At 59.8% G+C, this 15178-nt stretch carries 13 protein-coding genes and 1 riboswitch; of the genes, 7 read left to right on the top strand and 6 right to left on the bottom strand.

The features are described 5' to 3' along the window. Positions 1-2: 2 nt before the first annotated feature. Positions 3-1061, bottom strand: coding sequence for a LamG domain-containing protein (locus tag HDF08_RS05200; protein ID WP_373563171.1), 1059 nt, complete (start codon positions 1059-1061; stop codon positions 3-5). Positions 1062-1523: 462 nt separating this feature from the next. On the opposite strand from HDF08_RS05200, the gene HDF08_RS05195 reads away from it, so the two are divergent. After that, positions 1524-1988, top strand: a complete 465-nt coding sequence (locus tag HDF08_RS05195) for a single-stranded DNA-binding protein (RefSeq protein WP_179637495.1) — start codon at positions 1524-1526, stop codon at positions 1986-1988. 209 nt (positions 1989-2197) lie between these two features. After that, positions 2198-4063, top strand: a complete 1866-nt coding sequence (locus HDF08_RS05190; protein WP_179637494.1) for a TIGR03118 family protein — start codon at positions 2198-2200, stop codon at positions 4061-4063. Between the two features lie 96 nt (positions 4064-4159). On the opposite strand, the gene HDF08_RS05185 is transcribed toward HDF08_RS05190, so the two are convergent. Next, positions 4160-6838: an ABC transporter permease gene (locus HDF08_RS05185; protein ID WP_179637493.1), complete on the bottom strand. Its 2679-nt coding sequence runs from the start codon at positions 6836-6838 to the stop codon at positions 4160-4162. 231 nt (positions 6839-7069) lie between these two features. Next, positions 7070-7135: riboswitch (Fluoride riboswitch) on the top strand. 34 nt (positions 7136-7169) lie between these two features. On the opposite strand from HDF08_RS05185, the gene crcB reads away from it, so the two are divergent. From crcB to HDF08_RS05160, 5 genes are all read left to right on the top strand, one after another. Further along, complete coding sequence (crcB, locus tag HDF08_RS05180) at positions 7170-7592, top strand: fluoride efflux transporter CrcB (protein ID WP_179637492.1); 423 nt, start codon at positions 7170-7172, stop codon at positions 7590-7592. Between the two features lie 29 nt (positions 7593-7621). Continuing rightward, on the top strand, positions 7622-7960 hold the full coding sequence (cyaY, locus tag HDF08_RS05175) for an iron donor protein CyaY (RefSeq protein WP_179637491.1): 339 nt from the start codon (positions 7622-7624) through the stop codon (positions 7958-7960). Between the two features lie 134 nt (positions 7961-8094). Further along, positions 8095-8880: a glycosyltransferase family 2 protein gene (locus tag HDF08_RS05170; RefSeq protein WP_179637490.1), complete on the top strand. Its 786-nt coding sequence runs from the start codon at positions 8095-8097 to the stop codon at positions 8878-8880. Between the two features lie 29 nt (positions 8881-8909). Beyond that, complete coding sequence (locus tag HDF08_RS05165; protein ID WP_179637489.1) at positions 8910-11417, top strand: zinc-dependent metalloprotease; 2508 nt, start codon at positions 8910-8912, stop codon at positions 11415-11417. A gap of 75 nt (positions 11418-11492) precedes the next feature. After that, positions 11493-11909 carry a cobalamin B12-binding domain-containing protein gene (locus tag HDF08_RS05160; RefSeq protein ID WP_179637488.1) on the top strand — a complete coding sequence of 139 codons (417 nt, stop codon included), beginning with the start codon at positions 11493-11495 and terminating at the stop codon, positions 11907-11909. A 132-nt stretch (positions 11910-12041) separates the two neighbouring features. On the opposite strand, the gene HDF08_RS05155 is transcribed toward HDF08_RS05160, so the two are convergent. From HDF08_RS05155 to HDF08_RS05140, 4 genes are all read right to left on the bottom strand, one after another. After that, complete coding sequence (locus HDF08_RS05155) at positions 12042-12779, bottom strand: SDR family oxidoreductase (protein ID WP_179637487.1); 738 nt, start codon at positions 12777-12779, stop codon at positions 12042-12044. A 14-nt stretch (positions 12780-12793) separates the two neighbouring features. Continuing rightward, complete coding sequence (locus HDF08_RS05150; protein WP_179637486.1) at positions 12794-13267, bottom strand: acyl-CoA thioesterase; 474 nt, start codon at positions 13265-13267, stop codon at positions 12794-12796. A gap of 77 nt (positions 13268-13344) precedes the next feature. Next, positions 13345-14127 carry an enoyl-CoA hydratase/isomerase family protein gene (locus HDF08_RS05145; protein ID WP_373563124.1) on the bottom strand — a complete coding sequence of 261 codons (783 nt, stop codon included), beginning with the start codon at positions 14125-14127 and terminating at the stop codon, positions 13345-13347. 65 nt (positions 14128-14192) lie between these two features. After that, positions 14193-15056 (bottom strand): hydroxymethylglutaryl-CoA lyase, encoded by an 864-nt coding sequence (locus tag HDF08_RS05140; protein ID WP_179637485.1) that lies wholly within the window; start codon positions 15054-15056, stop codon positions 14193-14195. Between the last annotated feature and the right edge of the window lie 122 nt (positions 15057-15178).

Raw genomic sequence — 15178 nt, 5'->3', positions numbered from 1 at the left:
CATCACGGAAGATACTCGAACTTCTCCAGAACAACTTCGCTGTCCTTCTGCATCGGATACTTATCGCTCGCAACCACGTAGAACAACAACTGCATCTTCTCGTGGCCAGGCGACGGCACGCCCGAGGTAAAGACATGCTCCGCCACCGGAGCGCCTTTGTCAGCTGAGTCTCCGCGCACCGTCACAAACTTCACGCGCCCAGGCTCCCAGTGAAACGAGTGAGTCAACTTCCCCGCAGGCTCCGTGAACGGCGCCACATTGCCCGGAACATAGAAAGGCTGAATGCCGAACTGCGCATTTTCCTTGCTCGTCCCATCGCCCCACTGACTCATCTCAACATCCACCTCACGGTAGTTCTGCTCTCCTCCAAAATCGTCGAAGGTGTTCAAACTCAGAACCGCAGCCGGCTCCAGGTGAGCCGTGTCTCGCACCGTAAAGATATACGTTCCATATCCCAGGCTTCGCGCCATCTCCACCTCCGCGCAAGACCACTTGTTCCCCTTCTTTCTGATGCGAAGATGCAGCGCTCCCTCCGGATCGACCCATGCGTTATCGCCCTCATACGGAAGATTCAGTCCTCCGCGATCCGATGCAATCGTTCGAACTCCCCAGTCATAGCCGCTGAATTTAATCGGCACCGTCGGCGCAATCTGAGCTTTGCCTACACCATCGACAATTGCCAGCGCCACCACTGAACCGCCGGCCGCCGGAGCTACATCCATCGTAGGCGCTGGCTGATATCCCGGGTCCACCAGCATCGCGGCATACTTGAACCCAAGATGACTCGTCGCACTCCACGTTGAGTCGGCCTGGATAGGAATAAACGGCTGATCCGGCCACGGCTGAACCCACCACGGTCCGCTCATCGCGTAGATGACGATCCGCTGGCCAGGCCGCGCGCCATGGACACGTCCCGAGACTGTATCGACCCGTTCTCGGCCGCCCTGCGCGGCGGGAGGAATCTTCGTAAACTCCACCGTCGGACCCGCAACGCCCTGCCCGGAGCGGCACCCGGTCAGCAAAAGCAGAGACACCGTAAGGCAAATCGCATAGCCCATCACAACGGACAACACCGCGCCAGAGCGATATCCCGGAAGACACCGGAAGAAAAAGCCATCTCTGAAAGCGATCGCATAAGACTGGCCCACTGGAACCCCCGGGGATTATTCTTCGTTGAGATAGCAATGATAGTCCATCCCCCTCTCCCCTCCCACACAGCCGGTGCGATCTTCCTTGCACGCACCCCAACACAAAAAACACCACAATTTCATGGCCTCTCAGGGCGCAAACAGCCTCGGCAAGTGAGGATTTCGGACCAGCGAAAGCCCACCCTCGCATGGTGTAAGATATGGTCTTCCGCCCACGTAGATGCGGTTGGATCGTTGTAGAAGATCCGCAGCTTCGACACGAAGCGGATACAGTTTATGCACCAAAGTGCCTTCGGGCAGCGTTCCACGGCACGCACCTGAAACACCACCCAGGGCAGCCACCTCACTTTCGTAAACAAAACCGGAGTTCTTCACATGGCAAAAGGCGTCAACAAAGTCTTCCTCCTCGGCAACGTCGGCAAAGACCCCGAGATCCGCGCCACAGCCGGCGGCATGACCGTCGCAAGCTTCTCGCTCGCCACCGCCGACCGGCAAAAAGACGCCCAAGGCAACTGGGCCGACAAGACCGAGTGGCACAATATCGTCTGTTTCCAGCGCACCGCAGAGGTCGTCCGCGACTACGTTAAAAAAGGCTCGCAGATCCTCATCGAAGGCAAGATCCAGACCCGCTCCTGGGACGATAAGACCAGCGGCGAGAAGAAGTATAAGACCGAGATCCTCTGCAACGAACTCACCCTGCTCGGCGGCAAACCCGCTGGCGAAGGTGCCTCCGCCGGCGGCTACTCCAAGTCCAACACAGCCAGCTACGACCAGCGCACCCCGTCCAGCCAGCCCGACTACGCCGACGTAGGCATCACCGACGACGACATTCCGTTCTAAAATCGCTTCTTCGCTGCACCGCTCCTCCCAAAGAGGAGCGGTGCAGGCCGGTTCGTCCTTCTCCATACGACTTCACATGATGCAATTAAAAGACTCGCATCTGACCTCCTGCTGACAACTCCCCTCCCCGCTCTCTCTACTCTTCAACTTGACCGGACCCGTCTTCACCGGCAAGCAATTCTGCCTCACGCAGAGAAAAGAGAGAGATCATGCCCAGCAAATCTTGTTCAACGGTCCCTGCCACAAACAAACTCACCTCGCGTCGCGGTCTTCGCACTCAAATCCGATCGAACGTAAAAAATCTTCTTGCTCTTCTCCTCGCAACCTCGTCTCTTACCGTTGCGGCCTCAGCACAAACCGCAGGCTCCTATCAAACCACCAACATCCTGTCCGACGGATCGGTAACCGCCACCGTTACAGATCCACAGTTCATCAATCCCTGGGGCGTCTCCATCGGGCCCGCCTTCTGGATCAACACCCAGGCAACCGGGCTCGACTACCTTGCCACAACGACCGGAACCATTCCCTTCAAAGTAACCATCCCCACCGCCGCTGGCACCGGCACAGGCTCTCCCACCGGTACTATTTTCAGCACCTCTAAGACCAACTTCAAGCTGCCCAACGGGCCCGCTGCCGCCTTCCTCTTCTCCACTATCGACGGAACCATCAGCGGCTGGAACTCCGCTCTCGGCACCACCAACAGCGTTGCCCAGATCGCTGTCAATAACAACGCAGCGGGCGCCGACTACACGGACATCGCCCTCCTCACAAACACCACAGGAACCTTCCTCCTTGCTGCAAACTTCGGAGCAGGCTCTGACATCGAGATCTACGACACCAGCTTCCACGCCGCCAAACTCGCCGGCGCCTTCACCGACACCAACCTCCCCGCCAACTACGCGCCCTTTGCCGTGCACGTCATCGGCAACCAGGTCTTCGTCACCTACGCCCTTCGCAGCACCAACACCTCTTCCCCTGCTTCACCCACTCCAGCACCCGCCCCCACACCAACCCCAACTCCCGCTCCTGCCCCTTCGCCAATCGTCGGACCCTATGCCGTCTCCGCCTCCGGACCACGCGCCGCGGCTACCAGCTACGTCCAGACCGTAGGCGCGGGTAACGGCATCGTCGACGTATTCGATCTTAACGGCAACTTTGTATCCCGCGCCGTCACCGGCGGCAACCTCAACGCGCCCTGGGGCGTCGCCATCGCTCCCACAGGCTTCGGCGTCTTCGGCGGCGACCTCCTCATCGGCAACTTCGGCGATGGCCTCATCAACGTCTACAACCCCACCACCTTCGCCTTCCTCGGCCAACCCACCGACGCCAACGGCAAGGCTCTCTCCTTCCCATCCCTCTGGGAGATCGTCTTCGGAGAAAGCAACGCAACCCCTGCAGGCGCAGGCGATCCCAACACGCTCTACATCGCCGCTGGTCTCGCTAACGAAATCCACGGCCTCTTCGCCGGCATCGCCAACACCACAGCCTCCACCGCCCCCGCAGCCTTTGGCTTCAGTGCTTCAACCTCTGCCGCCACTGTCACTGCGGGCAAATCGACTACGGCGACCATCAGTGTCGCTCCAACCAACAGCTTCAGCGGCAACGTATCGTTGTCCTGCAGCGGTCCGGTCGGCGTCACCTGCACCTTTTCCCCTAGCACTCTCTCCGTCACGCCCACGGCAGCAGCTACCAGCACTGTCACCATCCAGACCGCAGCCAGCATGGCGCATCTCCAGAAGCACACCCCCTGGACCAAACACACAACCGGCATCACGATTGCATTCCTCCTGCCCTTTGGCTCTCTCCTTGTCTTCACCCGCAGACGCGCCCTCGGCAACTCTCATCCCTTGCAGTTGTTGAGTCTCTTCGCGCTTCTTATCCTCTCCACTGGCGTCGTCGTCGGCTGCTCCGGCTCCTCAAACGCCGCCACGACACCGGTCGCCTCCGCACCGGCTCCCACCGCTCCAACAACTCCGGCAACGCCCGGCACCCCGTCTGGCTTGCAGATGGTGACCATTACGGCCACCTCCGGCAGCCTCACACAAAACACGACCATTGCACTCACCGTGCAGTAGTCAACAGAGGTCCTTCCTCACGGCCGCCTGCACATTGGGCGGCCAATTTTTTGTCCGCTCTTTCTGAAACTGTCTTCCCTTTTACGCTGCCTTGGCTTAATCGGTACGCAGCGCCGTCATCGGGTCAATGCGTGTCGCTCTGCGCGCCGGAATATAACAGGCCGCCAGAGCCACTCCCATCATCACCACAACTACGACGAGGAAGGTCCACGGGTCATAAGGCCGCACCCCATACAGCAATGAGGAACCTGCGATCGTCCGAGTCAGCGCCAGCGCAACGATCAATCCACACCCTGCGCCAATCAGCGCAAGCCTGCTGCCGCGCCCCAGCACCCATCGAAGCACATCCCTGCGATCCGCTCCCAGCGCCATGCGTATTCCGATCTCGCGCGAACGTTGTCCCACAAGATAAGAGATCACGCCGTACATCCCAATGCTCGCCAGCACCAGCGCTGTACCTGCAAACACCGCCAGCAGAATCATCGCGAACCGCCGCGTAGCAAGCGTGTCGGAGATAACGTCTTCCATCGTCTCCGGGTTATAAACCACCTGCTCCTGATTCATCTGAGTTACCGATCTCTCGATGCTCTTGAAGCTCGGAGTACCACCGGACTTCGAACGGACCACCGTGTCCATTCCGTGGACAACCATACTCAACTGGACCTCCGACAACTGCAGCATGGATTGATACGTCTCGGCACGAAGCGAACTTGCCAGGTCGCTATCAAGCCCCCATTGATTCACATGCCCCACAACTCCCACCACCAGCGCCGGATCATTAAATTGATCCAGAGCAATGCGCTTGCCGATCGGATCGGCATCCCCGAAAAACTTCTGCGCAAACACGTCATCAATCACAATCACCCGCTGCGACTTCTCATCATCGGTGTCCATCAGAAATCGGCCCCGCAGCAAAGGAATCCTCATCACCCGCAGATAGTCGGCCCCCACGAGGTATCGTATCGCCGTTCGCATCGCATTTTGGCTGGCCGGCTTCGGCTCCCCTTCCAGCCAGAAGTTCTGCTCATCGTCCGACATCATCGGCAGCGCGGCCCACGAAAACGATACCGCTTCAACATCAGGCGTAGGAGCGATCCTCCGCCGCGCCTCGCGCAGATAGGCTCGCACCGCATCGGGGTTAGCGCCCTTCATCTCCGGCGCAGCCTCAAGACCAAATGTCATCACGCCCTTCGACCGGAAGCCCGGATCCACGTTCGACAGCTTCATCATGCTGCGAATCATCAACCCCGCACCGATCAACAACACCAAAGCCGAAGCCATCTGAAGGATGACCAACGAATCCTGCATGCGGTGGCTTGCAACGCCAGTCCCGCGTCCCCCGGACTTCAGCGCGCCCTGTACATTCTGTTTGAACATCCTCATAGCAGGCGCAAAACCAAACAGCGTCCCCGAAGCCAGCGAGATCAATGCCGTAAAGCACAGCACCAGCCAGTTCAGATGAATCTCCGCGGCACGCGGCAGTCCCTGCGGCACCATCTTTACCAGTACATGTGTTCCCACAGCAGCCAGCACAAGGCCCAAACCTCCACCCAGCGCGGAAAGAATTAGACTCTCCGTCAGCAACTGCCGCAGCAACCGCCCCCGGCTTGCTCCCAGAGCCGACCGGACCGCAAACTCCTGCGCGCGGACATTTGATCTCGCCAGCAGCAGGTTCGCAACGTTGACGCAGGCAATCAGCAGCACAAACACGACAGCCCCCATCAAGACCACCAGCAGCGGGCGTACTTCGCGTACCAGCGACTCCTTGAACGACACCAGCCTGGCACGAATCCCCTGATCCTCTGCCGGGAAAGCCGCCTCAACGCCTCGCGAAACTCTCTCCATGTCCGCCTGTGCCTGCTCCAGCGTCACTCCCGGCTTCAGCCTCGCAATACCGTGTATGCCAAGCCCCGCAGCCCGGTCACTCAACGCAGGATTTTGAAACTGACCGATCGGCACATAAATATCACTGGCACGAAAGTTATTGATCGCAAGGTTGAAGCTCGCAGGCATTACCCCGACAACAATATAGTCACGTCCATCCAGCGTGAGCGCCTTCCCGATCGCATCAGGCCGCCCTCCAAGCTTCCTTTTCCAGAACCCCGCGCTGATCATAGCTACAGGACTCTTGCCAATCTCGTCTTCATGCGGAGCAAACAGCCGCCCAGCCACCGGCTTCACTCCCAGGAGAGAAAAGAAGTCCGAAGAGACAAGCTCTCCCCGCACCTCCTCCGAAGCGCCCGTACCCGTCAGGATGTATCCAGTGCCCCGCGAGATAGCCAGTGCATTTAAGGTCTTGTTATCGCGCTGCCAATCGCGAAAGTTCAGGTAGGAGATGGAGCCTTCGTTAAAGTTCTGCTTAGCCGCATGGACCGTAAGCAGCTCCTCGGAGTGAGGATAAGGAAGCGGATTCAGCAGCACGGCATTGATCACTGAAAACAGCGCTGTGTTCGCTCCAATTCCCAGCGCCAGCGTCAGCACCGCCACGACCGTAAATCCACGACTCTTCCCCAGCACACGCAGGCCAAACCAAACATCCTGCCACAGCGTCTCGACGCCAGGCAGCCCCTGCCTCTCACGATAGGCCTGCCTCGTCTGCTCCAATCCCCCAAGCCGAATCAAAGCCTGCCGTCGAGCCTCATCTGCGGACATGCCCGACCGGACATTATCCTCGATGTGCATCTGAAGATGACTCTCCAGCTCGTCGGCCAGTTCCGTGCCTCTGCCCCGCAAAGCCCCAAGAACCCGCATCCAGAACGCGCGCAATCTTCGCATTAACCCTCCTCCACAGCAGAGAACCGAACTGAGACCAGAACCAAAGTGCGCTGCCCCGCAAGCATCGTGATCTCGCTGACTCTCAATGGACCGCTCCTATTGCCAACCCATACATATTCGCACTTCCCCTATGGCATAGCAATAGGTATCTAAAAAAAGACTGCGGGAAGACCCTTAAATTCAGAAGCCTCTCTGCAAGCAAATCATAAGACTGATAAACACTGCTACGATAGAAGCAATGGGAATGAGGTCTCTCAAAACCGCCGTTAGCACCCGGCTGATGACCTCTGCCAATTCGATCTTCGCAATCTGAGGAACAACGAGGCAGACGATGTCCTATCTCTGGGTCACAATCGGCAGTGCACTGGGTGGCCTGTTGCGTTACGCCATCACGCGTCTCACACTCACCTACAGCATCGGATTTCCCTTCGGCACCATTCTCATCAATGTGCTCGGGTCATTCGTCATCGGCTACTTCGGTACCCTCACCTTGCAAAGCGGCCGCTATCCCGCCTCCGAAAACCTCCGCCTCTTCGTCATGGTCGGCATCTGCGGAGGCTTCACCACCTTCTCCTCCTTCAGCCTGCAGACCTTCGACCTGATGCGATCCGGTGCATGGGGCCGAGCCCTCGCCAACATCTTTCTCTCCGTTATCCTGTGCGTCGCCGCAGTAGCCGCGGGCCATCTCCTCGCCCACCGCACCGTCCCGGCCCAGGCCATCGCCGAAACAGCCCGGGAAGAGTACACCGGCTAAAAGAAAAGTACACCGGGTAAACTAACCTCATGATCGACGAAGCCACCTTCCGCCGCGAATCCGACAAAGCCCTCGAGTCCCTCAAGCAGTCCCTCATCGCCGCAGAAGACGACGGCGCCGGCTTCGAGTTCGAAGACAACAACGGCGTCATGAACATCATCTTCGAAAACGGCTCCAGCAAGTTCGTCATCACGCCCAACACGCCCATCCGCCAGGTCTGGATCTCCGCGCAATCCACCAGCTTTAAACTAGACTGGGCCGAAGCCACCGCCGCCTTCACCCTCACCAAAACCGGAGAAAACCTCAAGACCCTCACCCAGCGCCTCCTCCGCGAGCATCTCAAAGACGCCACCATCACCCTCCCCTGAGAAGTAGAAAAAATGAATCTCCAACTCGCAAAAATCGTAATAAACTAAACCCTTCAAGCGGCCATCCCGGCCACTGAGCATAAAGCACAACCAGAGATCTTCGCTCCCGTACTTGGGAGGATGGGATAGCCATCATGACGCCGAAGCTGTCCGTAGCGATCATCACGCTCAACGAAGAGGCCAATCTGGCCCGCACCCTCGCCAGCGTTCAATTCGCCGACGAGATCATTGTCGTCGACTCCGGCTCCACCGACCGCACCCTCGAGATCGCCGCCGAATTCAAGGCCAAGCTCTTCCTCGAGCCCTGGCAGGGCTTCGCCGCACAGAAGAACTTCGCCATCGAGCGCTGCACCGGCACCTGGATCCTCTCCCTCGACGCCGACGAAGCCCTCACCCCCGAGCTGCAAGCCGAGATCAGCGCTCTCCTCGCCGCCTCTCCCACCGCCGACGCCTACCTCCTCCGCCGACGCAATCTCTTCCTCGGCCGCTGGATCCGTCACGGCGGCTTCTATCCCGATCCCCACCTCCGCCTCTTCCGCCGCCACTCCGCCAACTTCGCGCCCCCCGCCCGCTTTACCGATCGCCCCGTCCACGAGACCATCGCCCTCGACGGCATCACCGAGACCCTCAAACACGACATCGTCCACCACGCCTACCCCACCCTCGAGAGCTACATCGAAAGCCTCAACCGCTACAGCACCCTCGGCGCGCAGACCGTCATCGAAAAGGGCCACACCAGCTACTCACGCCTCGCACTCCTCCACAACGTCCTCATCCTCCCCACCCTAACCTTCTTCCGAAACTATCTCCTCCGCCTCGGCTTCCTCGACGGCCGCGAAGGTCTCCTGCTCCACCTCTACCACTCCACCTACACCAGCTGGCAGTACGCCAAGGCCTGGCAGACCGCTCGCTCTCGTTAGCCCCGCGCGCTCTGGTGTAAAACAAAACCATGCCCAAACGCATGACCCTGGCCCTCCTCGCCATCTCCGCATTTTTTTATGCAGCTATTCCGGTTACAATCTCCGCGCAGACCATCGCCGCCAAGACCTCCGGCATGAAGCACCTCGACGGCTACCTCCCGCTCGACTGGGACGCCAAAGCCGGCAAGCTCTACCTCGAGATTCCCCACCTCGATCCCTCCGGCCGCAGCCCCGACCTCCTCTACACCCACTCCCTCCCCTACGGCACCGGCTCCAACGACCTCGGCCTCGACCGCGGCCAGATCTCCTCCGGCGAGATCCTCCACTTCGAGCGCACTGGCCCCAAAGTCCTCCTCGTCGAACCCAACCAATCCTTCCGCTCCAGCTCCACCGACCCACTCGAGCAACTAGCCGTCCGCCAATCCTTCCCCGAGTCCATCCTCTACGGCTTCAAAGTCGAGGCCGAAGACCCCAGCGGCGCCGTCCTCATCGACGCGACAGACTTCTACCTCCGCGACGCCCACCGCGTAGCCGAAACCCTCACCACCACCAAGCAAGGCACCTACAAACTTGACGCCGACCGCTCTACCATCGCCCTCGACGCCACCAAAGCCTTCCCCAAAAACACCGAAGTAGAATCCATCCTCACCTTCACCACCGACGACCCCACCAAAGCAGAGTTCGTCACCAACGTCACGCCCGACCCCCACGCCATAACCCTCCGCGAACACCAGTCCTTCATCGAACTCCCCGGCCCCGGCTTCACCCCTCGCCGCTTCGACCCCCGCGCCGGCTACTTCCCCACCACCTACAGAGATTACGCGGCGCCGTTAGGCGCGAATTTAGACCAGCAGTTCATCATCCGCCACCGCCTCATCAAAAAAGATCCATCCTGCAAACAAAGCTGCGAAGCCGTCACCCCCCTCCAGTACTACGTTGACCGCGGCGCCCCTGAGCCCATCCGCACCGCTCTCCTCGAAGGCGCGCGCTGGTGGGATCAGGCCTTTCAATCCGCAGGCTGGGCTAAAGGCACTTTCCGCGTCGACATCCTCCCCGCCGACGCCGACCCCATGGACATCCGCTACAACATCATCCAGTGGGTCCACCGCTACACCCGTGGCTGGAGCTACGGCTCCGCCGTCGCCGACCCACGCACGGGCGAAATCATCAAAGGCAATGTCACCCTCGGCTCCCTCCGTAGCCGTCAGGACTACCTCATCGCCGAAGCCCTCCTCAGCCCCTACGTCAACGGCAAGCCACTCCCACCATCAACCGATCCCATGCTGGCAATGGCACTAGCCCGCACCCGCCAGCTAGCCGCGCACGAGACCGGCCACACCCTCGGCCTCGCGCACAACTTCGCCGCAAGCTCCTTCCCTCACACCCCCGAAGAGTCCGTCTCCGTCATGGACTACCCCCATCCCTACATCACCCTCAACAAAGAAGGCATCCCCAGCCTCACCGAAAGCTACGGCGTCAACATCGGCATCTGGGACAAGGTCGCCATCGACTACGGCTACCGCGAATTCGATACCAATAAACATCCGACCGAAGACCCCGCCGCTCTAAACAACATCCTCGAAGCCAGCGAAAAGACCGGCCTCCTCTACATCACTGATGAAGACGCGCGCCCCCTCGGCGGAGCGCACCCCCATGCTCACCTCTGGGACAACGGCATTGATCCCGCCGACGAACTCGACCGCATCTTAACCATCCGCACCGCCGCCCTAGCCCGCTTCAACGAGAACGCCATCACCACAGGCACCCCCATGGCGCAGCTCGAAGACACCCTCGTCCCCCTCTACCTTCTCCACCGCTACCAAACCGAAGCGACCATCAAAGAGATCGGCGGCCTCGACTACCGCTACAACCTCCGCGGCGACGGCCAACCCAACCCCGGAATCGTCTCCTCTGCCGAGCAGAAGAAAGCCCTCACCGCCGTCCTCAAAACTCTCTCCCCCGAGACCCTCACCCTGCCCGAGACCCTACTAAAAATCCTCCCACCACGCCCACCCGGCCTCCCCCGCACACGCGAATCCTTCCCCTCCGAGACCGGCCTCACCTTCGACCCCATCGCCACCGCCGAGTCCGCCGCCGACCTCACCCTCAACGTCCTACTCGACCCAGCCCGCGCCTCGCGCCTCGTCCAGTACCACATGCGCCTCGCCGACGCCCCCTCCCTCCGCGGCGTCCTCGAAGCCATCTCCAAGACCACCGCCGAGCGTCCAGAAGGCGGACACACCATGTCTTCGGAAGTAGAACGAGCCGTAGAATTCCGCGCCCTCGAAGCCATGCTCTCTCTCGCCGTCAACCCGCAAGCCTCCACGCAAGCTCGCGCCATAGCCCGCTCTCACATCAACGATCTTCTCAAGCAGTGGACCACCGCGGCCCAGCTCCCCGACACCGCCGAAGCCATCCACCGCGCCGCCCTCATCGACCGCATCAACGACTTCAACCGCGACCCCGCCAAGTTCATCCCCGCTAAACCCATCGAAGCCCCACCCGGCATGCCCATCGGCGACGAAGACAACTTCTAGTTCAACCAGACAACTTATCTCAGTCATGCGCCGCATTGTCCAATCTTCGCAACACACAGATATACTCGCTCTTTAATGCCTAACAAGCTTCCAATCCGCGTTCTCGTCGCAAAACCCGGCCTCGACGGCCACGACCGCGGCGCCAAAATCATCGCCCGCGCGCTCCGCGACGCCGGCATGGAAGTCATCTACACCGGCCTCCGCCAGACCCCCGAGATGATCGTCTCCGCCGCCATCCAGGAGGACGTCGACTGCATCGGACTCTCCATCCTCTCCGGTGCCCACAACGTCATCGTGCCCCGCATCACGGCTCTCCTCCGCGAGCAGAAGGCCGAAGACATCCTCCTAGTCCTGGGGGGCACCATCCCCGACGAGGACCAGCCGAAATTAAAAGAAAACGGCGTCTCGGCCATCTTCGGACCGGGAACGCCGCTTGAAACCACCATCACCTTCATCCGCGAAAACGTAAAACCTCGAACTTTTGCACTCTGAAAAACTTGGTCGCAAACTAGAGTCAGTGCCGACCAACGGGAGGTTCCGCGCCGATAACCTGCCCAAACAAGGTATACACGCCACGAAGTGGCCGCCCCACGCGCAGTGGGCCCGTCCGGCAGGACAAAGCACCTACCAGGGCAATGCCTTGCCAAGGTGAAGGAACTCACCATTCGGCCCGCTGTCCTGCAGCGTCGCCAGCTCGACCGAGGTCTTGGCACCGGTCTCGATGTCGAGCTGTGCGCCCTCGCCGCCCATCTCCGTCTTCACCCACCCCGGATGCGCCGAGTTCACCTTGATCTTCGTATCTTTCAACTCATGCGCAAGGTGAATCGTAAACGAGTTCAGCGCCGCCTTCGAAGCGTCATAAGCAAACGTCTTCGCATCGTAGATAAACGATCCTGGCGTTGCATGCAGCGTATTTGAACCCAGGATGCTCGAAAGATTTACGATCCGCCCACCCAGACTCTTCTTCAACAGAGGAAGCAACGCCTGCGTCAGCCCCACCACTGCAAAGAAGTTTGTATTAAAAGTCTTCTGCAGAATCTCCTTCGAGGTCTTGGTGGTCTCATTTCCCTTCCGACCGTCGAGAAAAATACCGGCATTGTTGACCAGAATATCCAGCCGTCCATAGTCCTTCTCGATCAACTTCGCCACAGCCGCATAGTCCGCCGAATTATCCATATCAAGCTTCACCGCCCGCGCTTCGACGCCATCCTTCTTCAGCTCTGTAACCGCAGCTTCACCCTTAGCTTCATCGCGAACGCCAATCAGCACCGTAATCCCAAGCTTGCCAAGCTGCCGAGCCGTCTCGAGGCCAATTCCCTTATTCCCACCCGTAATCAGCGCAACCTTCTTGTCAGTACTCATCTAACCTCACCTCATCACCGATCTGACTGCAAACCATCTACTCCATCGGATGCATGAGCCTTAAGATAAGCCGCAAAACGTTCCGCATACTTTGGCGGCAGACCTCTCTTCTTCATCTCCTTGCCCACCACCACATGCACCGTTTCGCCCTCGCACAGCAGCGTGCCATCTCCAATCCGCAGCACCCTATACCCGAACTTGATCACCGCTCCACGAGCCGCCACCAACCTCGTCTCCACCACCAACTCATCGTCATACCGGGCCGGCGAGCGATATCGCACATGCACGTCCACCACCGCAATCCCGCAGCCCTCTTCCACTTCCATCCGCTTATAGTCCAGCCCCATGCTGCGGATCAGTTCCACCCGCCCCACCTCAAACCAGATCAGGTAGTTCGAGTGATACACCACGCCCATCTGATCGGTCTCGGCATACCGAACCCGTATGCGGGCCTCCCCCACACGCTTCTCTGCAACTACTTCAGTCATCCAGACAGTCTACCTAATCTGAACGACAATTCAGATCGACGAACCTCCAGCGGGCAGCGGCTGGGATCCCCACACTATCAGTCCCTGCCCCAAACCGGCTTCCTCTTCTCCAGAAACGCCGCCACACCCTCGCGAAAATCATGCGTCCCTCTGGCCTCCGCATTCGCCGCCAACGCCTCCGCAATCGCCGCATCGAGCCACGGCTTATTCTGCGCCCTCAGCAGCCGCTTGGTTGCCGCCATCGCCTCCGGACTATTTGCCCGCAACATCCCCACCAGCTCCAGCGTGCGCGCCGTCAGCTTCTCCGCGTCGACAACCTCATTCACCAGCCCCAGCCGCGACGCCTCTTCGCTGGTAAAGATCCGCCCCGTCAGCAGCAGGTCCCGAGCCGGCTTCTCCCCAATCTGCAACACCAGAAAAGCCGACACCACCGCCGGCACAAATCCAATCTTCACCTCCGTATATCCGAACTTCGCCCCCGGCACCGCCAGCGTGAAGTCGCACATCGTGGCCAAGCCGGTCCCACCCGCAATCGCCGCTCCATTCACCGCCGCAATCGTAGGCTTCGGCAGCTCATACAAAGTCCGAAACAGCCGTGCAATCCGCTCCGCATCCGCGGTATGTTCCGCAGCGGACTTATCATTCATCCCCTGCAGCGCGCTCAAATCTAATCCCGCACAAAACGCATCTCCTGCGCCAGCGAAGACTACCACGCTGCAGTCGCTAGAGGCAGCCTCTTCCATCGCCTGAATCAGCTCCTGCTGCATCTCGGGCGTCATCGCATTGCGCCGCTCCGGACGATTCAAAGTAATCATCCGAACCCCGTCCACATCAGCAACCAAAATAGTTACATAACTCACAAAACCTCCTAACTCTACTCGATCAGGCTGCTGACGCTGACTTGCTAACTCGCTGACTCGCTGCCCTACTGCACTCTCTCCCCATACTTCCGCAAGATCTCCGCGCTCGCCGCCAGCAACCCATCCAACGGCCGCAGCGGCTCCAACTCAGCACCCAGCCCCTTCAACTCCGCCAGCAACACCTCCGTCGCGACATTCCCCACCAGCGCATCCTGGGCAAACGGACACCCGCCCAGCCCGCCAATCGCCGCATCGAACCGCCTGCACCCAGCCTCATACGCCGCCCGAATCTTCTCCGCAGCCTCCTCCGGCCTCGCATGCAGATGCACCCCAATCTCAATCCCCTCATGCACCGCCATCACATCCGCCACCAGATCGCTCACCTGCTTCGGTGTCGCCAGCCCCACCGTATCCGCCAGCGAGATCTGCGTCACGCCGTTATCCGCCAACAGATCGCAAGCCGCCACCACCTCGTCGATATCCCACGCCTCGCCATAAGGATTCCCAAACGCCATCGAGATATACGCCACCACATCCATCCCCGCCTTGTACGCTAGCGTGCCAATCTTCTCTAGCTCCTCCAGCGCCTCCTCCGGCGTCTGCCCCTGATTCCTCTGCAAAAACGTCGGCGACACCGAATAAGGAAACCCCAGCGTCTGCACGCTCCCCGTCTTCACCGCCCGCTCCGCACCCTTCGCATTCACCACGATGCTAATAATCTCCACATCATCCGGAGGGTCCAGATACTCCAGCACCAGCTCAGAGTCCGCCATCTGCGGCACCGCCGACCGAGAAACAAAGCTCACCGCATCGATGTGCTTGAACCCCGCCGCAACCAACACCCGCAGGTAGTCCGCCTTCACCTCCGCCGGCATATTCTTCGGCAGCCCCTGCCAGGCATCCCGCGGACACTCAATAATCTTTACCATTAGCTCTCAACTTTCGAACATCACTGTGACACTACTTACACCGAAAATGCCGATGACCTTGAGCAATTCCATGGATTTGATCCCTTGAAAAATTGTTAAGCTGCTTCCATACTCGGCAGCGC

This window comes from Tunturiibacter empetritectus (genome assembly GCF_013410875.1).
Taxonomy (GTDB): Bacteria; Acidobacteriota; Terriglobia; order Terriglobales; family Acidobacteriaceae; genus Edaphobacter; species Edaphobacter empetritectus.
Note: the sequence above shows the minus strand (reverse complement) of the source record. Positions and strands in the feature narration are given on the sequence as shown.

Coding starts and splice junctions, on each gene's coding strand:
- HDF08_RS05195 (WP_179637495.1), top strand. CDS start 1,524: ATGGCAAAAGGCGTCAACAAAGTCTTCCTCCTCGGCAACGTCGGCAAA.
- HDF08_RS05190 (WP_179637494.1), top strand. CDS start 2,198: ATGCCCAGCAAATCTTGTTCAACGGTCCCTGCCACAAACAAACTCACC.
- HDF08_RS05185 (WP_179637493.1), bottom strand. CDS start 6,838: ATGCGAAGATTGCGCGCGTTCTGGATGCGGGTTCTTGGGGCTTTGCGG.
- crcB (WP_179637492.1), top strand. CDS start 7,170: ATGTCCTATCTCTGGGTCACAATCGGCAGTGCACTGGGTGGCCTGTTG.
- cyaY (WP_179637491.1), top strand. CDS start 7,622: ATGATCGACGAAGCCACCTTCCGCCGCGAATCCGACAAAGCCCTCGAG.
- HDF08_RS05170 (WP_179637490.1), top strand. CDS start 8,095: ATGACGCCGAAGCTGTCCGTAGCGATCATCACGCTCAACGAAGAGGCC.
- HDF08_RS05165 (WP_179637489.1), top strand. CDS start 8,910: ATGCCCAAACGCATGACCCTGGCCCTCCTCGCCATCTCCGCATTTTTT.
- HDF08_RS05160 (WP_179637488.1), top strand. CDS start 11,493: ATGCCTAACAAGCTTCCAATCCGCGTTCTCGTCGCAAAACCCGGCCTC.
- HDF08_RS05155 (WP_179637487.1), bottom strand. CDS start 12,779: ATGAGTACTGACAAGAAGGTTGCGCTGATTACGGGTGGGAATAAGGGA.
- HDF08_RS05150 (WP_179637486.1), bottom strand. CDS start 13,267: ATGACTGAAGTAGTTGCAGAGAAGCGTGTGGGGGAGGCCCGCATACGG.
- HDF08_RS05140 (WP_179637485.1), bottom strand. CDS start 15,056: ATGGTAAAGATTATTGAGTGTCCGCGGGATGCCTGGCAGGGGCTGCCG.